The organism is Kutzneria sp. NPDC051319, assembly GCF_040682195.1.
GTDB lineage: Bacteria > Actinomycetota > Actinomycetes > Mycobacteriales > Pseudonocardiaceae > Kutzneria.
The window spans coordinates 1-19,561 of record NZ_JBFBAM010000038.1 but is presented as its reverse complement, the minus strand read 5'-3'; the positions used below and the strand labels follow the sequence as shown (position 1 = coordinate 19,561).

Sequence of the window (19,561 nt, the reverse complement as noted above, 5' to 3'; positions counted from 1 at the left end):
CCGGCCGCTCCGGCGTGCCACTATGGCGGCTGTGTCAGACCCGACCGGGAGCCGGTCCCGCTCGTATCCGCTGCGCGGGCGCATGTCCGAACTGGACATCGCCCTGCGGGCGATTCGCGCCGCACGCACCGGAATCGCCACCGTGCTGGTCGTGGAAGGCGAGCCGGGCATCGGCAAGACCTCGTTCGCCGCGGAAGTCGCCGAGCAGGCCCGCCGGCTCGGCTTCGCGGTGGGCCAGGGAACCGCGACAGAACAGGACAACGTGGCGCCGCTGGCGTCCCTGGGCACCGCCCTGCGCGCCGGACGCGCGCCGCTGGTGGGCTCGGCGGACTTCACCGGCCTGGCGCCGCTGCTCGACCAACCCCTGTGGCTGGCCGAACGGCTCTGCGAACTGCTGGCCCGGCGCACTGACACCGAGCCGGTCCTGGTGCTGCTGGACGACGTTCAGTGGGCGGATCCGCTGAGCGTGTTCATGCTCCGCGTCGTCACCGCCAGGCTGGCCGATCGGCCGATCGCCTGGCTGCTCGCCGGCCGCCCCACCCCCGGCGGCCCCGCCGACCAAGCCGCGACCGCCGCCCGTCGAACGGTCCCGGTGCACCGGATAGCCCTGCCGCCGCTGACGACGGACGCGGTGTTGGAGCTGGCCGGCGACCGGCTCGGCGGGCGTCCGTCGGACCACCTCGGCCGGCGCCTGCGCGACACCGGTGGGCTCCCGTTCCTGGCCGTGCACATCGTCGAAGGCCTGGTGGAGACGGGCGCGCGGGCCGACGAAGACCTGCCGGCCGGCCTCGTCGAGGGCGTGCGCCGCCGGGTCGGCGGACTCTCCGCACCGGCGCGCGCCCTGCTGCGGGTCGGCGTCGTGCTCGGGATGCGGTTCAGCTTGCACGATGTGGCGACACTGTCGGCCGTTCCGATCGCGGAGCTGACCGACCCGTTGGTGGAAGCCATGGACGCCGGTCTGCTCACCGACGACGGCAACGCCGTGGCCTTCCGTCACGACCTGTTGCGCCAGGCCCTCTATCAGGACGTGCCGCCGTCGGCACGGCGCGCGTTGCACGACCGTGTCGTCGAGCATTTCCTGTCCAGCGGTCGTACCGCCGCCGACGCGGCGCCGCACGTGCTGGCGACGGCGCAGGTGGGCGATCTCCGTGCGGTGCGGGTGCTTCGCGACGCCGCCCTCGACATCGTCGGTTCGATGGCCGTCACCTCCGTGGCCTTCATCAAGCAGGCCTTCGAGCTCGTGGACGCGAACGACGCGATGCGGGCCGAGGTCGGCCGGGACGTCGTCACCGTTCTCGTTGCCGCCCACCAGTTCGACGAGGCGTTGACCTTCGCCGCGGAGCTGCTCCGCGGGACCGTGGACGCGGACATCGCGGCGACCGTGCGGCTCACCCTGGCCCCATGGCTGTGGGCGAACGACCGACGTGACGATCTGCTGCTGTGGACCGAGGATTCGCCCGCCTCGCCGGCATTGCGGACTCGACTGCGGGCTTATCGTTCGCTGGCCGGGGATTCCAGCACCGAGGACGCCGAGGATCCGGTGGCGAGGGCGGTGCAGTTGGCGGCGGCGGCCGAGAATCTGGACCGGGCCGGTGTTTTCGGCGGGGCGGCCGAGACGTATCGCGCGGCGCGGGCCTCGGCGGAGTCGGCGGGAGACGCCGTCGGCTGTCCGGACGGCGTCGTGTTGGCGCTGCGGGAGTTGCTCGCCCTGGGGCACGCCGTCGATCCACAGCGGGCGCTGGCCGAGCTCGAAGCCGTGCGCACGATGCCACGAAGCTCTTGGTACGCACCACAGATCGAGTTGTTGGCCGCTCAGCTCGCGCTGGGCTTGGGGCAGGTCGAGCGGGCGACGCGGGCCGCCGAGGCCGCGGCGCAGCGATCCACGGAGCTCGGTGAGAGCAGCCCGGGCCACCAGCTGTGGCATATTCGAGCCATCCTCGCCTTGCTGCGCGGCGACGCGGCGACGGCCCGGCAGCTGACCGCCGACCATCCGATGCGCGTCGTGACGGCGCTACTGGCCGAGCCGGGGGCCGGCGACGAGCTGCTGGACGCCATTCACGTTGAGAATCCGCCCTGGCGTGACCACCTGCTCGCCATGGCGGCTCAGGAGCCGCGGATCCGGGACGCAGCAACCAGATCCCTGGCCGATCTGGCCCAGGACAACCCCTCATCAGCCGGCATCGCCGGTGCCGCCATGATCGCCCGGCGCGATCTCGCGCCGGCCGTCGACACGCTGCGGACGGCCCACCGGCCGCTCCTGCTGGCCTTGGCGCTCCAGGAACTCGGGCGAGCCGAGTTGTCCGGCGGCCATCGCGACACCGGCGTCGCGCTGCTCGACGAGACCCGGGATCTGTACGCGGAACTGGGCGCCGATGCCGATGCGCTACGTGTGCAACGACTTCTGCACGCCGCCGGTGTCCGACGGCGACGCTGGCCACATGTCCCGCCGAAGGCCGACACCGGCTGGGACGCCCTCACCGCCACCGAGCGCAGGGTCGCCGAACTGGTCGCGGACGGTCACACCAACAAGTCCGCGGCGGAGGTGTTGACGGTGTCCCCGAGCACCGTCAACACGCACCTGCGGGCGGTGTTCACCAAGCTGGGCGTGAACTCACGGGTTCAGCTGACCCGACTGCTGATCACCGACCAGCGTCAGTGACCGCGGGCCGCGCGGGTGATGAGGTCGGCGACCTCGACCGGGTGTGAGGTCGGCACGTCGTGCGCCGACCGCAGGGTGACGATGGTCGCGCCGGCCCGCTTGGCCTCCCACTGCTCGGCCACCGGCGGAATGGCCCGGTCCTGGCTGGCCACGATGGCGTACTTCGGAATGTCGGTCGGCGCGCCCGCGGTCACCGTGTCGCTGAAGACCGCCCCGTCGGCCGGTCGCTGCGTCGCGGCCGCGACCGCGGCGTCCGCTGCGCTCCGGTCGCCGGCGAACGCCTCGTGGAAGGCGTCCGGCTTCACGTACAGGTCGGTGCCGCCCGGGTAGCTGACGGTCTGCAGCGTGTCCGGCCCGATCAGCGTGCCCGGGAACTGGTTGTCCAGCTGCCCGGCGCTCTCCCCCGCCACCGGGATGAACGCGGCGGTGTAGACCAGCGCCTTCACGGCGGGGTTCTCGGCCGCGATCTGCGTGATCAGCATGCCGCCGTAGGAGTGGCCGGCCAGCACCAGCGGCCCGTCCACCGTCTTGAGCAGGCTGTTGAGGTAGGCCACGTCGCTCTGCACGCCCCGCAGTGGCACCGCCGGCACGATCACCCGGTAGCCGGCCCGCTGCAACCGCGCCGTGACGCCGTTCCACGCCGAGCCGTCCTCGAAGGCGCCGTACACCAGCACGATCGTCGGCTTCGTTCCGTGCGACACCGCCGCCGGCTGGGCTTGCGCGCTCGCCGCCACCGCGCCACCCGACACCGCGATCAACCCGGCCACCACCGCGGCCGAGTACTTCCACCTGTTCTTCACGATTCGCTTCCTCACCAGAGCCTGTCGGCCGATCACCGGCCGCTGCCCCGAGTCAACCGGTGTGGGCCGTGCCCCGGATCGCCCGAAGACGGGAGCTCGCGACCCCGTCTCCTCGCCCGGTGCGGTCGGTGGCGCACCTTCTCCTCACGCGAACGTAGGAGGCGACTGTGCGCGGTGAGATCAGACCTTCGCCTCGGCCCGGGCGCGGGCGGGCACCAGGCACATGCTCGTCACGGCCGCCGCCACCAGCACCGCGGCCAGGACGAGCCAACCGGTCGAGGCCAGGCCGGTGATCAGGATGCCGATCAGGCCCGGGCTGACCATCTGCACCACGGACTGCGCGGCCGCCGCGACGCCCTGGTACGTGCCGGTGCGGCCGGGCGGCGTCAGGTGCAGCGTGATCGTCCACGCCGCCGAGATGTAGAGCACCTCGCCGACCAGGTGGAACAGCGCCGCGAGCAGGATCACCCCGACCGCCCGGTAGCCGCCGCCGTCCAGCGTCGTGGCGAACAGGACGCACGCCACGGCCAGACTCGCCCCGGAGATGCCCACGGCCCGGCGAGCTGCCCTGACCGACGTCGTCAGCCGCCCGGCGGGCACCTGCAACGCGGCGACGCCGATCGAGTTCACCGCGACCACCACGCCGGCCAGGCCGGTCGACAACCGGGTGTGGTCGCTGAGCCACAGTGGCAGGCCGGTGGAGACCATGCCCCAGCACAGACACAGCACCGCCGTGGCCGCCACCACCGCGACGAACCGGAGGGTCACACCGTGGCCCTGCCTCGACTCGTGCCCGCTGGCGGATCGCAGCGCCCCGTTGGCCGGCAGCCGGTGCACGATCGCCGCGTACACCAGTGACGTCGCCGCGTTCACCAGGATCACCACGAGGAAAGCCGTGTGGGTGTTGATCGTCAGGCACAGGGCTCCCCCGGCGGCGCCGATGGCGTAGCCGACGTGGCTGGCCGTCCGCTGCCGCGCCAGTTCGACCGTCCGGTCGTCCGCCGGCACGAGATCGGCGACATAGGCAGTTTTCAGGCCGCTGGCCGCTTGGCTCGCCGCCGTCTCCACGACGCGGGTCACCAGCAGCACGGTGAAGCTGTGCACCAGGGTGTAGCCGGCCATCGCCACCCCGTTCACGGCCAACAGCACCGCCAGCACGTCGCGGTGCCCGATCCGGTCACCCAGCCGGCCGGCCGGTCCCGGCGTCAGGCACCCGACGGCCCCCGCGACGAACAGGGCGATGCCGACCTGCGCGATGCCTAGGCCGGCGTCGCGGGTGAAGTAGATGGCCCAGGTCGTGTACCAGGCGCCCTCGCCGGCGGTCGTGAGCAGCACGCCCGCCGCCATGATGCGCAGCGGGCCCCGTGGCGGCACCTGATGGCTCAGGTAGGCGAGCATTCCCACCACATACACCTATCACGGTTGCATGAAGTATGCTTGCCGTCATGGTGTCCTGGGTGAGCTCCGACGAGCCGGTGCTGCGCAGTGCGGTCGAGACGGCACGTGAGCTGGCCGATCCGATCCGGCTGACCGTGCTGCAGCTACTGGCCCACGAGGGCCCGCACGGCGGCCTCCAGCTGGCCGACATCCTGCAGATCGCCCAGCCGCGGCTGGCCAATCACCTCAAACGCCTGCACGACGCCGGCCTGGTCAGCATCGAGCGCCAGGGCCGGCACGCCGTCTATCGCATCAGCGACGACCGGCTGCGGCCGCTGCTCGACGCGCTCGCCGAGTTCGCCGGCGGTCCCCTGCCCACGCCCGAGCCGCTCGTGCCGGCCTTCCGCACCTGCTACGACCACGCCGCCGGGCCCTGGGCCGTCGCCGTGCTGGCCGAACTGCGGTCCCGCGGAGCCCTGGTGCCCTCCGACGGCGATCGCCTGGCCTACGGCCCCGACGCCGCCGCCGGACTTGCCGCCTGGGACATCGACATCGCCGCCGTCAATCCCGGCCGCCGCGCGCTGGCCACCCAGTGCCTCGACCGCACCGTCCGCCGCCCCCACCTCGGTGGCGCGCTCGGCGCCGCCCTGCTCGAGTCCGCCGTCCGCAACGGCTGGCTCCCCGACCACACCCCAGCGTCCTAGCTGGCAGCCCGCCGGCGCCTGCAAGGCCTTCGCCCTCCACTCCGCGTTCGGATTCGATTACGGTTCCGTGCTGGGGACCGCAGCGTCGAGGAGGCCGCTGATGTCGCAGGTGCAGACCGTGCGCGGACAGGTGCCGGTGGAGTCGCTGGGCACGGTGCTCATGCACGAGCACGTGTTCGTGCTGAGCGAAGAGATCCGGCGCAACTACCCCGAACTCTGGGACGAGGAGCAGCGGGTCGCGGACGCGGTCGCCCGCCTGCGGGCCCTCAAGCACCGCGGCGTCGACACGATCGTCGACCCGACGGTGCTCGGCCTCGGCCGGGACATCGAGCGGGTGGCTCGGGTCAACGCGCAGGTCGACCTGAACATCGTGCCGACCACCGGCCTCTACACCTACGACGACGTGCCGTTCTTCTTCCGGCTGCACGGTCCCGGGACCATGCTCGGCGGCGCCGACGTCATGATCGACATGTTCGTCCAGGACATCACCGAGGGCATCGCCGGCACGGCCATCAAGGCGGCGTTCCTCAAATGCGCCATCGAGGAGAGGCTCACGCCGGGCGTCGAGCGGGTCATGGTCGCCGTCGCGGAGGCGCACAAGCGGACCGGTGTGCCGATCACCGTGCACACCAACCCGAGCCACCGGACCGGCCTGGTGGCCCAGGAGGTCCTGCGCCGCGAGGGCGTCGACCTCGGCCGGGTGGTGATCGGCCACAGCGGCGACACCGCGGACCTCGGCTACCTGCACGAGCTGATCGACAACGGCTCGTACGTCGGCATGGACCGGTTCGGGCTGGACGTCTTCCTGCCCGGCGACCAGCGCGTCGACACCGTGGCCAAGCTCGCGGCCGAAGGGCTGGCCGACCGCATGGTGCTCGCCCAGGACGCCTCGTGCCACATCGACTGGCTGCCCCCGGGTGTGCGGGAGCAGGTCGCGCCGAACTGGGTCTTCACGCACCTGCACGACGACGTGCTGCCGGCGCTGCGCGCGGCCGGTGTCACCGACGAGCAGCTGAACACGATGCTCGTCGACAACCCACGTCGCTATTTCAGCCCGGAAGCGTGACCCGATGATCATCGAGCTTCCCCGCACCACAGCGAATCCCTTCCCCACCAACGGAGTCAGTCGCGACGCCGACGGCGTGGCCCGCTACGACGACCTCCCCGAGTCGCTGGTCTCCGTGCTCGCACGGCACGCGGAGGCGACGCCCGACGCGGAGGCCGTCGTCGAGATCGACGGCCCGCGGCTGACCTACCGCCAGCTCTACGACCGCGCCGCACGGGTGGCCGGCGGACTGCGGGGGCAGGGTGTGCACCCCGGCGACCACGTCGCCCTGCGCTACCCGGCCGGCATCGAGTGGGTGCTGGGATTCTGGGGCACGATCATGGCCGGCGGCGTTCCGGTCGCGGTCAACACGAGGCTCACGCCGTCGGAGACCGACGTGGTGCTGAACGACGCCGACGTGGCGATCGACCTGTCGGCCGGCACTCCCCTGCCCGACGGCACGCCGTTCGTCCTGCACCCACGCCGAAAAGACACCGCCGCGCTGTTCTACACCTCCGGCACGACCGCTGTCCCGAAGGGCGTGCCGACCACGCACGCCGCGTTCCTGAGCAACGCGGAGACGCTGGCCCGCTGCGTCGGGTTGCCCCGGGACATCGGCGGCGCGCTGCGGACGTTGATCTCGGTGCCACTGTTCCACGTCACCGGCTGCAACTCCCAGCTGATCGCCGCGGCCTACCTCGGCGGCACCGCGGTGATCATGCCGGCGCTCGACCTCGCCCGGCTCACCGACGTGCTTCAGCAGGAGCGAATCTCCTTCCTGGTCACGGTTCCCGCCGTCTACGCGCTCCTGTTGCGACGGCCCGGCCTCGCCGACGCGGACACTACGTCGGTGCGTTGGGTCGGATATGGCGGCGCGCCGATCGCCTCGTCGCTGGTGCACCAGGTGCAGCGAGCCTTCCCGACCGCCGAGGTGTTCAACGGGTACGGCATGACGGAGACGGCTTCGCTGCTCACCACCCTCCCCCACGCCGACGCCGTCGAACACGCCGATTCCGTCGGCTACGCGGTGCCGGTGGTCGATCTCGCCATCGATCCGCTGGACGGTCCGAACCACGGTGAGCTGCTCGCGCGCGGCCCCAACATCACGGCGGGCTACTGGAATCGGCAACAGGAGACCGCGGCCGCGACGGTCGACGGCTGGCTGCGCACCGGCGACATCGTGCGGGTGGACGCGGCCGGCCGGGTCGTCATCGTCGACCGGGCCAAGGACATGATCAACCGTGGTGGCGAGAACGTGTCGAGCGTCGAGGTGGAGGACGTGCTCTCCGATGCGCCCGGCGTCGTCGAGGTGGCGGTGGTCGGTGTGCCCGACGACGTGATGGGCGAGAAGGTCGGCGCCCTGCTGGTGACCGACGGGGACGAGGCGTTGGACGTCGACGCGGTGCTGGCCCACGCCCGCACCCGGCTGGCCGACTTCAAACTGCCCCAGTACATACGCGTCGTCGACGGGCCGCTGCCGAGGACCGCCGCAGGCAAGCTGCGCAAGGACCGGCTGCGCGTCGAGACCGAGTGGGGCGCACCGCTCAGATGACCGTGGGACGGACTCGTCGCAGCGGCGCGGCGCCGGTCGACTCGTCCGGGCGACGGCTCTGCTTCGGCTGTGGGCGAACGGGATCCGGCTGAGGAACACCGCGCCGTGGCAGGTCGTTGTGCTGTCAAAGACAGCACTCGCCCAGCAATGTTCATGGCCTTCACATTCCGGGCAGGAGTGCCACCCGGAGGGGGAGTCATGACCTTGATCAGCGCCGCGGCGCTCGGCGGCCGTTCCGCCGGGGACCGCCTGACCCGCCTGCGGCATTCCCCGAACTACCGCGACGGCGCCTTCCAGAACCCGCCCGGCCCCGCGTGGCCCGTCCCGGCGGAGGAGCACCCCGCTGCCGACCGCGAAAGACGCCGACCGGCCAGACCGGTGCCGCTCGTCCGCCCCGACCTGTCGACGCCGGCCGCCGGCCTGCGGACGACCTGGCTCGGGCACTCGACCGTCCTGGTGGAACTGGACGGCTCCACCGTGCTGTTCGATCCGGTGTGGAGCCGCCGCGTCTCACCGTCCACAGTGGTCGGACCGAAGCGGCTGCATCCCGTTCCGATCAGGCTGGCCGACCTGCCGCCGGTGGACGCCGTGGTGATCTCCCACGACCACTACGACCACCTCGACACCGCGACGATCAAGAAGATCGCCGCCCTGTGGCCGAAAACCCGGTTCGTGGTGCCGCTGGGCGTCGGCGCCCACCTGGAGCGCTGGCGCATTCCGGCGCACCGTGTCGACGAGGTGGACTGGTCCGAGTCCGTGACCGTCGCCGGCCTCACGCTGACCGCGACGGCCGCGCGGCACTTCTCCGGGCGGGTCCGCCCGGGCAGCAACGGCACCCTGTGGGCGGGCTGGGTCGTGGCCGGCGCGGCGCACCGCCTGTTCTACACCGGCGACTCCGGCTACTTCGACGGCTACCGCGAGATCGGCGAGCAGCACGGTCCGTTCGACGTGACGCTGGTCCAGATCGGCGCGTACTCCCCGCTCTGGCCGGCCGTGCACATGACGCCCGAGGAGGCCGTCGCCGCGCACCGCGCCCTGCGCGGGGACCTGCTGATCCCGGTCCACTGGGGCACCTTCGCGCTGTCAGGGCACTCGTGGTCGGAGCCGATCGAGCGGCTGCTGGCCGATGCCGCCCGGCACGACGTCCGGGTGGCCGTCCCGCGCCCCGGCGAGTTCGTCGGCGGCGCGGCGACCACGGACTCCTGGTGGCGCGAGATCGCGTGAATGCCGACATCCGTGACATGCCGACCCCCAGGGCCAAGCCCGCGGGCTCCTGTCACCACGGCGACCTCAAGCGGGCGCTGCTGGCGGCGGCGCTGGAGCTCGTGGCGGAGAAGGGAAGGCTTGTCGACACGGACGGTCAGCGGCCTCAGCCGACCAGCGATTCGAGGTCCGCGATCAGGCGCTCCATCGTCGGCAGCGTCGAGGTCCGACGACGGAATCCGCGGATCGCGTGCCGGTAGCCGGGGTCGCTGAGGACCTTCTCCACGGCGGCCGCGATGGCGGCCGCCGAGATCTCGTCCTCGTCCAGCCGCACGCCGAAACCGAGTTCGGCCATCCGTCGGGCGTTGGCCGGCTGGTCCTGCCGCTGGGGCAGGGCGACCACGGGCGTTGCGGCGTCTAGGGTCTCGCGGACACCGCCGAATCCGGCGTGCGTTATGAACAGGTCGACCGTGCGCAGCAACGCGCGCTGCGGGACGAAGGCGCTCAGCAGCACGTTGGCCGGCCTCGCCCGTTCCCAGCGCGCGAGACCGTCATCGCCCACCGCGACCACGGCCGTCACCGGCAGCGTGCCGAGGGCCTCGACGATCTCCGGCAACGGGTCGGCCCCCTGTGCGAGCAGCTTGGAGTGGGTGCCGAGGGCGGCCAGGACCAGCGGGCGGTCCGTGGGCAGTTCGCCGAACTCGGCGGCGAGCGTATCTGGTTCGTCGCCCGGGGCCTGGTAGTGGCGGTGCGCCGGGGTGAGCTGCTCGGGCGGGTAGAACGACGGGTGCAGCCAACTGACCCACGCGGCGCCGGCCATCGCGGCCCCGCTCGTGATCGGCGGCAGGCCGAACGCCGCGCGTGACCCGTTGATGAACGGCAGCACGTCGTCATGCAAGGCCGGGGCCATGGCCGCCGTGTCCAGGGTCACGCACGGGACACCGATCTTCTCGGCGAACAGATACGCGCCGAGCTCGGCGTTCTCCCGAATCACCAGCTGGGGCGCGAACCCGGACGCGACCTCGATCAGGTCCTCGGCCGCGGCCAGGGCCGTCTCAGCGGCGAACAGGCGGCCGAACGACTCCCCCGTGACCGGTCCGGCGAGCGCCTCCGGGGTCAGGCCCAAGCGGCGCGCCCGCTCCGGGTCGGCGAACTTCTCCCGCGGACCCAGCATCCTGGGCAGCACGAGGTGCCGCAGTCCACGGCCGGTGACCTCGGCGGCCAGTTCGGCCCCGGTCGCCACCGTGACCTCGTGCCCCGCCTCGCGCAGTGCGACGGCCACCGGGGCGACCATGGGCGCGAAGTGCGAGTAGACCGCATCGCTGGTGAGCAGGACGCGCATGCACGCTCTCCTATCGACAGCACGGCCGGCCGGCGGACCGTGCATCCACAGTGGACTCTTCATCGGCGGCGACGACCGAACTGTCCGGTCGGATCACTGGTGTGCCGGCCGGACCGTTTTGACCAGCATCCTGATCGGCATCAGCCGGACCGCGACGTTGACGAAGGCGTAGGGGAAGGCCGGGACGACCGCGCGGCCGGTCTCGGACTCGATGGCCCTGACCATCGCCCGGACGCCGACATCGGTCCCGACCATCATCGGCGGGGTGGCCTGCTGCGTGTCGTTGATCTCGGACGCGATGTAGCCGGGCAGCAGCGTGGTCACCCTGATCGGCGAGCGAGCGGCCACCAGCTCGTAGCGCAGGCCTTCGGCCAGCGACACCAGGCCGGACTTCGAGGCGCCGTACGCGTTGAGGATGCTGGGCTGCGGTCGGGCGGCGGCCAGCGACGCGACGACGACGAGGTGGCCTGCCCGCTGCTCGCGGAAGATCTCCATGGCCGCCTCGATCTGGGCGAGCGCGGCGACCAAGTTGGTCTCCAGTGTGCGGCGGTTGTCCTTGAACTGGCCGGTGCCCAGCGAATTGCCGTGGCTGATGCCCGCGTTGACGATGACCCGGTCCAGCGAGCCGAGCTCGGCGCGGAACTCGGCGAACGAGCGGAACACCGCCTCGTGGTCGTTGACGTCCAGTTCCCGGGTGAGCACCGTGCTTGCGTGCGTGGACTTCAGCTCGGCGGCCAGCGTGCCGAGCCGGTCGACGCGGCGGGCGGCCAGCGCGAGGTCGTGGCCCTTGGCGGCGAACGCGCGGGCCATCCCCTCGCCCAGGCCGGAACTGGCGCCGGTGATCACGATGTTCTTGCGCGAAGCCATGGACGGTCACTCCAGACAGGTCGGATCCGGCGACTGCTGCCGCCGAACCGATCGTGCGGCCGGTCCCTGCTCACTTCCCAGCCCATTCACTGCTCAGTTCGCGATCCCACAGGCGCTCGCACACCAGCGCGACTCCGGCCGTGAGATGCCGACGGTAGGTGCTGAACGGCAACCCCAGCCGTTCGGCCGCCGCCTCCTGGTTGGGCACGCGCAGGAAGTACGTGGTGTGCACGGCGTCGTGCCGCTTGGCTCCGCGCCGGTCGTCGGCCAGGGCGGCCACGGCCTCGACCAGCAACGCCCGCAGGCCCTTCCCGTCGCTGGTCAGCCGGCCGGCGCACAGCGGGTTGGCGTCGAGCAGATCCTCCCGGCCCTGGTCACGCAGTGCCGCGCGCACCGCCGCGTCGAAGTCCGGCCGGGACAGGACGGCTCGCCGCGCGGGCTCGTGCCGGGCCGGCCGGCGGCCGGTGAGCACTTCCTCGTCGTGCCGTCGCAGCCACGGCTCCAGCGGGGCGGCCCGCCAGTCGTGGCCGTGCAGGGCGGTGACCAGGCCGTCGATCACGAGGTCGGGTTGCAGCCGCTCGTGCTCGATCACGCGCATCTGGGCCGCCCAGAACTCCGGGTCGGTGATCGACACGAACGACCAGGCCAGCCGCTCGGCCCGCACCCACTCGGCCATCACCCGGGTCACGAAGTGATCCACCACCGGCGAGGTCCGGGCGTACGCGGCGGGGTCGATGTTGAAGCGCGACACCGCGATGTGCTCGCCGTCCCGGACCGGGCCGTGCTCCTCGGCGTGCCGCCACACCGTTGCGGCCACCGGGTCGGCGGAGATCTCGTCCGGCTTCGGCCCGGTGAGGCGCAGCCATGCGGAGAATCCGACCACCGCACCTGACTCGGCGTGGCGGTGAACGTGACAGCCGCCGGGCTGCCGATCCAGCCAGAAGGCCGCGATGGCGGCGGAGTCCGGCCCCTCGTGCTCGGTCACCATCGCGAGCACCGTGTCCCGGTCCGCCGGCCGGTAGCCGTCCTCGTAGACCTCGCCCCGACCTTGCCAGGTGATGTAGTCGGCGATGCGGCCCTCGCCGCGGTAGAGGAACAGGAGCGACCGGGTCGCCTCAGCCACGTCCAGCTCGGCCGCGGCGCGGATCCGGCCCACCAGGTGATCGCGGACCCCGATGTGCAGCGACGCGAACCCCTCCGGATCGCGCCAGCGCAGGTCCCGGCTCAGCGCGTCACGGACGATGTCGTGCGGGTACACCCCGTGTGCCCCGGTCTCCACGAACGGCAGCCCCCGCAGCCAGCCGAACAGTTCGGCCGCGCGCTCGCCGACCGCGCTGCGCAGCAGTTCCTCGGTCGTCACCTCGACATGGGCGCAGACCTCCAGCGCCCGACGGTGCTCCGCCGACGGCACGTCGCCGACCAGGCTGTCCAGCAGCACCTCGACCACCGTGTGGCCGGGTCGCTGTCCACCGGGGCCTCGGGAGCCGACCTCGGCGGCCAGTGCCAGGGCCAGCGGGTGGCCGCCCGCGAACGCGATCAGTTCCGGGCGGGCCGTGGCGGGGACACCCCGGTTGGCCAGCAGCGCGTCTGCCTCGCCCGGACCCAGGTCGGGCAGGGCGATCACCCGCAGGGCCGTGTGCCACGCGGGGTCGGCCCGCCACGCCGCGTCCGGCGGGAGCCGACCGGCCACCACGACCAGCGAGTCGTACGGCAGCTGGGGCAGCAATCCCGTCCGCAGCCATCCCTCCAACGCCTGCCCCTGCTCGAACGTGTCGATCAGCAGCACCAATCCGTCGCCGCCCGCGGCGGCGGCCGCCTCGAACGCGGGCGGCGTCGGCCCGGTCGTGCGGAGGTCGACCTCGACCACGGACCTCCCCGCCGCCCTCGCGTCGTCCGCCAGCACCCGCAGCAACGCCGTCTTGCCGACCCCACCAACGCCGTGCACGTAGAGCACAGCGAAGGATTCGTCCCCGCGCAGCGCCGACGCGAACATCTCCCGTTCGGCGGTCCGTCCGACGAACACCCGCTCCCGCGTCCTCCGCAACCGGTCGCCGATCGTGCGTCCGTGGTCACTCATGTGCGGCAACGTATCCAGCGTTGCCCTGCGACGCAGCTGCGACACCCACCGGCAGGCGCCTTTCATGCCTGTTCGGACGTGCTCGGCCGACCCGGTCCGATGGTCGAGTGAACGCACGGGCGAGTGCGCACAGGTCAACCGGCGTCGACCCGGCCGGCCAGCGTGACGATCGCCCAGCCTTGACCGCAAACGTATTACGAATTATCTTCTCGTCGTCCCGCCGCCACGGGCCGGCCCATCGGAAGCCCACAGAGAGGTGGGAGCCGCGCATGGCGCGTCACCTTCTGAAGTCAGCAGCACGCGGGCTCGTCGGCGCCATCGGTGTCGTGAGCCTCGCGGCGGCGTCGACGGTCACGGCGCCGGCCCAGACCGAGACCCAGGTCGTCTACGCGGCTCCCGACGGACGGGGCCAGGCCTGCACGGCACGGCAGCCCTGCGCGATCGTGCAGGCCAAGAGCGCGGCCGCCCGGCGGGCCGCCTTCGGCCGGCACGTCACCGTGTTGCTGACCGCCGGCACCTACCAGCTCAGCACCCCGCTCATCTTCGGCCCCGACGATTCCGACGTCACCTGGACGGCGGCGCCGGGCGCGCACCCGATGATCAGCGGCGGGACGGCCATCACCGGATGGCGGCAGGACCCGGACAATTCCGCCCTGTGGTCCGCCCCCGTGCCGACGGACCTGAACACCCGCCAGCTGTACGCCGACGGCCGGCGCATCCCGCGTAGTTCCGGCGCCAGCCCGGTGTCGCTGACGCAGACCACGGACGGCTTCACCGCGGCCGACGGCACGCTCGCGTCCTGGCGCAACCCGGGCGACATCGAGTTCGTCTTCGACGGCGGCCACGGCGCCTGGACCCAGCCCCGCTGCGACGTCGCCGGCATCAGCGGCACGACCATCACCATGAAGCAGCCGTGTTGGTCCAATATGGACTTGCCGAGCGCGCCGACGGCGCCGGACGGGGACAACCCGTCGGGCGGCTTCCCGGCGCTGGACAAGTCGGCCACGCCGACCAGGATCGAGAACGCCTACGAGTTGCTGAGCCCCGGCACCTGGTACCTCGACCGGACCCGGCACACCGTCTACTACGACCCGCGGCCGGGCGACCACCCGGCGGCCATGCACTTCGTCGCCCCCGTGCTGCAACAGTTGATCAGCAGCTCGTCGACCGCCGCCCACCCGCTGCGCGACGTCACGTTCAGCGGCATCGCCTTCGCCTACACCACCTGGCTGACTCCCAGTGGTGACAACGGTTTCCCCGAGATGCAGGCAAACATGTACGTCCAGGGCGTGAACGGGGCGCGCACCCAGGGCCTGTGCCAGTACGTGTCCCCGCCGGGCAGCTGCCCGTTCGCCGCCTGGAGCCGCCCGCCGGCCGCGGTGGACCTGGTCGGCACCAGCGACGTCCGGATCATCGGCGACACGTTCACCCACCTCGGCGCGGCCGGCCTCGGCCTGTATCACGGGGCCCGCGAAGACGTGTTGTCCGGCAACGAGATCGTCGACGTGTCCGGGAACGGCATCGAGTTCGGCGCCACCGACGATCCGCAGCCGACGGCCCCGGGCGAGACCTCGGTCGACAACACCATCAGCGACAACTACATCCACCAGGTCGGCGTCGAGTACACCGGGGCGGTCGGCGTCTGGGGCGGCTACGCCCGCCGGACCACCATCAGCCACAACGAGATCGGCGACCTGCCCTACAGCGGCATCAGCTTCGGCTGGGCCGGCTGGCACACCAACGCCACCACACCCGACACGAACCCGAACATCCAGGCCGACAACGTGATCGCGGACAACGTGATCTACGACGTCATGGGCCTGCGGTCGGACGGCGGCCCGATCTACACCAACGGCCCGCAGGGGCAGAGCCTCGACCACGGGCTGACGATCCGGGGCAACGTCACCTTCGCCAACAAGCAGACCAGCTTCGCCAACTACAACGACGAGGGCGGCGCCTACATCACCATGGACGGCAACGTCCAGTACGCCGACGGCGGCAATTTCAACGGCGGCTGCTCGACCACCGGCCACATCGTCGTCGAGAACTCGTACCGGGTCGGCGCGCTGAACGTCTACCTCTGCGACAACGTGGGCACCGATTTCCGTGACGGCGGCGGCAACACGCTCATCCCGTTCAACCCGGGGCCGGGTGTCATTCCGAACGCCAAGCTCGCCGCGGCCGGTCTCGAACCGAGGTTCCGGCGCCTGTCCACGGCGACCGCGCCGGCCGTGCTGGCGGTCAGTCCGATCACCGGCCACCAGGTGCTGATCTCGGGGCGCGGGTTCACGCCCGACGCCACCGTGACGATCGACGGCATGGCCGCGATCTCTGTCGTCCACAGTGGACCGAACCAGCTGACCGCGGAGTTGCCGAGCACTGTCCACGACGGCGACGTCCGGGTCAGCACCGCCGCCGGAGCCAGTCCGGTGAGCGACGCCGCCTACACCTACGACCCGAGCCTGGACATCGCACAGGGGAAGGCGGCCACCCAGTCCTCCACCGCGTTCGACGCGCCCGCCGCCAACGCGGTGGACGGCAACACCAACGGCTCGTACTTCGCCGGTTCGGTCTCCCACACCGGCGACGACCAGAACGCCTGGTGGCAGGTCGATCTCGGCGCGACGCAGTCCGTGGCCGACGTCAACCTGTGGAACCGCGGCGACTGCTGCGCCGACCGCGACAGCGACTACTGGGTGTTCGTGTCCGACACACCGTTCGACCACTCGCTGACCCCGGCCCAGCAGGCCGCCCTACCCGGGGTGTGGTCGAGTCACCAGGTCGGCACGATGGGCCGGCCCACCAGGCTGCCGGCCGCCGCCACCGGCCGATATGTGCTGGTGCAACTGGCGGGCGCCAACTATCTCGCGCTCGCCGAGGTGCAGGTGTTCCGCTGATCCGGAAGGGATAACCCATGCGGCGACACGCGGCCGTCATCCGTCTGCGTCCCGAACAGGAGGCCGAGTACCGCGCCCTGCACGCCGAAGTGTGGCCGGCCGTGCTCACCACGTTGACCCGGGCCAACATCCGGAACTACTCGATCTTCCTGCGAGACGGCCTGCTGTTCAGCTATCTCGAGTACGTCGGCCAGGACCACGCCGCCGACATGGCGCGGGTGGCCGCGGATCCGGAGACCCAGCGGTGGTGGACGTTCACCGACCCGTGCCAGCAACCGGTGGACACCGCCGCGGCCGGCGAGTGGTGGGCGCCGATGGAGGAGGTGTTCCATCTCGACTGACGGTCGGCACGGGTCGGCCGGACGCCCCCGGCCGCGGTCCCGTTCACGCCGTGTTCCGGGGGCGGACCACGGCGCTGCCGAGCACTCCCTCAACCGATACGCGCGAATCGATCGTTTGTTAGCGCTAACATAACGTACCTGACAATGTCACCGGGGTGGGCGCCGTGCTCTCCCGGATGGTCAGCGCGGGGGTGAGCAGCCGGACCGCCGGCACCTCGTCGTCGTCGAACTGCCGCAGGGCCATGTCGACGGCGAGTCCGCCGAGTTGGGCCGCCGGCACCGGAACCGAGGTGACGCGGACCGGGGAGCGCTCGGCGACGTCGTCATGGCACACGGCGATGACGGAGACGTCCGCGGGCACGCGTCGGCCCAGGTGCTGGAGCACGGCCGCCAACACGAGTTCGCTCTCCACCACCAGCCCGGTGATGGCCGGGTCCTCGGCGAACAGCTCGTCCAGACAGTGCCGGACGGCCTCATGCGAACAGGCGCACGGCTGCCGCCGGACCCGCAGGCCCCGCTTCTCCGCGGCGGCCTGGAAGGCCCTCGTGAACCGCCTCGGATAGCCGCAGGCCCCCGCGTCCTGCACCCGCGTCGAACCCAGCACCGCGACGGCCCGATGCCCGAGGCTCACCAGGTGCCCGGCGGCCCGGCTCGCCGCCACCCCGTAGTCGAGGTCCACACACGCCAGGTTCGTCGACCGGTCCGGCGTCCCGACCATCACCACCGGCCGATCCAGCGCCATCAGCGCCGGCATCATCGGGTCGGAGCCCGGCGCGTCCAGCACGATGAGGGCGTCGGCGACCGCTGTCGACATGGCCCGGTGCAGGCCGGCCAGGCCGGAATCGTGCGTGAGCAACAACAGGTCCTGCTCGCGAGACCCGGCCGCGGTCATCGCCGCGCTCACGAACTCCGCCATCGCCGGCATGCTTCCGCCAGGCGCCAGCAAGCCCAGCACGTTGGTCCGAACCCGCGGCGTAGCGGTCCGCCTATTGAGGGGGCGGTACCCGAGCCGGCGGATGCACTGTTCCACCTGTCGGCGGGTGTCGGCGGAAATCGGCCGCTTTCCGTTCAGGACGTACGACACCGTGCTCGGCGCCACCCCGGCCGCCCTCGCGACATCGATGATCGTCACCAAGTTCCGACTCCTTCGCCGTTGAATCAGCCGATGCGGACTGAAAGTAGAGTAGAGCCGGGACGGCGCACAAGCACACGCTCGCGGTGTCGACAATCGGAAAGAACCCTACTTCGTCGAATGTGTCGAACACACTGCCGAAATCGGACGTGACCGCCGTCGCCTCGACGCCCCTCCGGCCGCGACACCGCCCTTGAACAGCATGGATCCGCCGTCGACGAGACCGGCGAGCCCGAAACCTTGACGTAACTCCACCGAAGGTCGATAGTGATTCAAGCCACAGGACACCGATCCCCCTTCGCCGGAGGTCGTCGATCGCGGATCCGCCGACATCAAGTGTTAGCGCTAACAACAGTCTACGTCGACAAGGGACAGGGCCTCGATCTCGCTTCCCGCTTTCCGACGGCTTCCCATTTCCGTGGCTCATATTCACATTCGTCCGACCGTGAAGGAGCACATTCGTGCGCAAGTCGGAAAGGTTGGTGGCCGCCACCGCCGCCACCTGCCTCGCCCTCGCCGGCGTCGGCGTGGTCGGCGCGCAGGAGGCAGCGGCGGCCGGCAGCGGCCCGTGCGACATCTACGCGGCCGGCGGCACGCCGTGCGTGGCCGCGCACAGCACCACCCGGGCGCTCTACTCGGCGTACCACGGATCGCTCTACCAGGTACGACGCGGTTCCGACGGCCACACGGCGAACATCGGCGTGCTGTCGACCGGCGGCCCGGCCAATGCCGCGGCGCAGGATTCCTTCTGCGCCAACACGAGCTGCGTCATCACCGTGATCTACGACCAGTCCGGCCGCGGCAACAACCTCACCCAGGCGCCCGGCGGCGGCGCGGCCGGCGGCCCGGACAACCTGGCCAACGCGACCGCGGCGCCGACCACGGTGCAGGGCCACAAGGCCTACGGCGTGTTCGTGGCGCCGGGCACCGGCTACCGCAACGACCACACCTCGGGCATCGCCACCGGCGACGGGGCCGAGGGCGAGTACGCCATCTTCGACGGCACGCACTTCAACAGCGGGTGCTGCTTCGACTACGGCAACGCCGAGACGAGCAACAACGACACCGGCAACGGCCACATGGAGGCCATCTACTTCGGCAACAACAAGATCTGGGGCTCCGGCAGCGGCAACGGCCCCTGGATCATGGCCGACCTGGAGAACGGCCTGTTCTCCGGCGTGAACCAGCACGTCAACACCAACGACCCGAGCGTGAGCCACCGCTACCTGACCGCCGTGGTCAAGGGCGGCCCGAACAAGTGGGCCATCCGCGGCGGCAACGCCCAGTCCGGCGGCGTGTCGACGTTCTACAGCGGAAAGCGGCCGAACGTCTCGGGCTACAACCCGATGCACAAGGAGGGCGCGATCATCCTCGGCATCGGCGGCGACAACAGCAAGGCTTCCGCCGGCACCTTCTACGAAGGCGTCATGACCGCCGGATATCCGTCCGACAGCACCGAGAACTCGGTGCAGGCCAACATCGTCGCCGCCGCGTACCACTGACCGAACGCGCGGATCTCCGACAACAGAACAGGATCGGCCGGCCGCCGCGGGGTCTCCCGCGGC

14 protein-coding genes are annotated in these 19,561 nt (G+C 71.4%); 8 read left to right on the top strand and 6 right to left on the bottom strand.

Going from position 1 to position 19,561, the window contains the following annotated elements; genetic code table 11:
• The first annotated feature begins 31 nt into the window (after nucleotides 1-31).
• Complete coding sequence (locus AB0M73_RS30460) at nucleotides 32-2,659, top strand: AAA family ATPase (protein WP_363897590.1); 2,628 nt, start codon at nucleotides 32-34, stop codon at nucleotides 2,657-2,659.
• Here the strand turns inward: AB0M73_RS30460 and AB0M73_RS30455 are convergent.
• Nucleotides 2,653-3,459, bottom strand: a complete 807-nt coding sequence (locus AB0M73_RS30455; RefSeq protein ID WP_363897587.1) for an alpha/beta hydrolase — start codon at nucleotides 3,457-3,459, stop codon at nucleotides 2,653-2,655. The genes AB0M73_RS30460 and AB0M73_RS30455 overlap by 7 nt on opposite strands.
• Nucleotides 3,460-3,639: 180 nt before the next feature.
• Entirely contained in the window at nucleotides 3,640-4,857 is a 1,218-nt protein-coding gene (locus tag AB0M73_RS30450) for an MFS transporter (RefSeq protein ID WP_363897718.1), read from the bottom strand.
• 47 nt (nucleotides 4,858-4,904) lie between these two features.
• Between AB0M73_RS30450 and AB0M73_RS30445 the strand changes: the two genes are divergently transcribed.
• The 4 genes from AB0M73_RS30445 to AB0M73_RS30430 all read left to right on the top strand — a co-directional run bounded on the left by AB0M73_RS30445 (nucleotide 4,905) and on the right by AB0M73_RS30430 (nucleotide 9,361).
• On the top strand, nucleotides 4,905-5,540 hold the full coding sequence (locus AB0M73_RS30445; RefSeq protein WP_363897584.1) for a metalloregulator ArsR/SmtB family transcription factor: 636 nt from the start codon (nucleotides 4,905-4,907) through the stop codon (nucleotides 5,538-5,540).
• 100 nt (nucleotides 5,541-5,640) lie between these two features.
• Entirely contained in the window at nucleotides 5,641-6,606 is a 966-nt protein-coding gene (locus AB0M73_RS30440) for a phosphotriesterase-related protein (protein ID WP_363897582.1), read from the top strand.
• A 4-nt stretch (nucleotides 6,607-6,610) separates the two neighbouring features.
• Nucleotides 6,611-8,137, top strand: a complete 1,527-nt coding sequence (locus AB0M73_RS30435; RefSeq protein ID WP_363897579.1) for an AMP-binding protein — start codon at nucleotides 6,611-6,613, stop codon at nucleotides 8,135-8,137.
• 198 nt (nucleotides 8,138-8,335) lie between these two features.
• Complete coding sequence (locus tag AB0M73_RS30430) at nucleotides 8,336-9,361, top strand: MBL fold metallo-hydrolase (protein WP_363897576.1); 1,026 nt, start codon at nucleotides 8,336-8,338, stop codon at nucleotides 9,359-9,361.
• A 145-nt stretch (nucleotides 9,362-9,506) separates the two neighbouring features.
• On the opposite strand, the gene AB0M73_RS30425 is transcribed toward AB0M73_RS30430, so the two are convergent.
• The 3 genes from AB0M73_RS30425 to AB0M73_RS30415 all read right to left on the bottom strand — a co-directional run bounded on the left by AB0M73_RS30425 (nucleotide 9,507) and on the right by AB0M73_RS30415 (nucleotide 13,626).
• Nucleotides 9,507-10,682 carry a glycosyltransferase gene (locus AB0M73_RS30425; RefSeq protein ID WP_363897573.1) on the bottom strand — a complete coding sequence of 392 codons (1,176 nt, stop codon included), beginning with the start codon at nucleotides 10,680-10,682 and terminating at the stop codon, nucleotides 9,507-9,509.
• A gap of 93 nt (nucleotides 10,683-10,775) precedes the next feature.
• Nucleotides 10,776-11,549, bottom strand: coding sequence for an SDR family oxidoreductase (locus AB0M73_RS30420; RefSeq protein WP_363897571.1), 774 nt, complete (start codon nucleotides 11,547-11,549; stop codon nucleotides 10,776-10,778).
• A 70-nt stretch (nucleotides 11,550-11,619) separates the two neighbouring features.
• Nucleotides 11,620-13,626, bottom strand: a complete 2,007-nt coding sequence (locus AB0M73_RS30415) for an ATP-binding protein (RefSeq protein ID WP_363897568.1) — start codon at nucleotides 13,624-13,626, stop codon at nucleotides 11,620-11,622.
• A 269-nt stretch (nucleotides 13,627-13,895) separates the two neighbouring features.
• Between AB0M73_RS30415 and AB0M73_RS30410 the strand changes: the two genes are divergently transcribed.
• On the top strand, nucleotides 13,896-16,523 hold the full coding sequence (locus AB0M73_RS30410) for a discoidin domain-containing protein (protein WP_363897565.1): 2,628 nt from the start codon (nucleotides 13,896-13,898) through the stop codon (nucleotides 16,521-16,523).
• 17 nt (nucleotides 16,524-16,540) lie between these two features.
• Entirely contained in the window at nucleotides 16,541-16,864 is a 324-nt protein-coding gene (locus AB0M73_RS30405) for an L-rhamnose mutarotase (protein WP_363897562.1), read from the top strand.
• A gap of 124 nt (nucleotides 16,865-16,988) precedes the next feature.
• Here AB0M73_RS30405 and AB0M73_RS30400 read toward each other — a convergent pair whose 3' ends face one another.
• Nucleotides 16,989-17,996, bottom strand: coding sequence for a LacI family DNA-binding transcriptional regulator (locus tag AB0M73_RS30400; RefSeq protein WP_363897559.1), 1,008 nt, complete (start codon nucleotides 17,994-17,996; stop codon nucleotides 16,989-16,991).
• A gap of 461 nt (nucleotides 17,997-18,457) precedes the next feature.
• On the opposite strand from AB0M73_RS30400, the gene AB0M73_RS30395 reads away from it, so the two are divergent.
• Entirely contained in the window at nucleotides 18,458-19,498 is a 1,041-nt protein-coding gene (locus AB0M73_RS30395; protein ID WP_363897556.1) for an arabinofuranosidase catalytic domain-containing protein, read from the top strand.
• The last annotated feature ends 63 nt before the right edge of the window (nucleotides 19,499-19,561 follow it).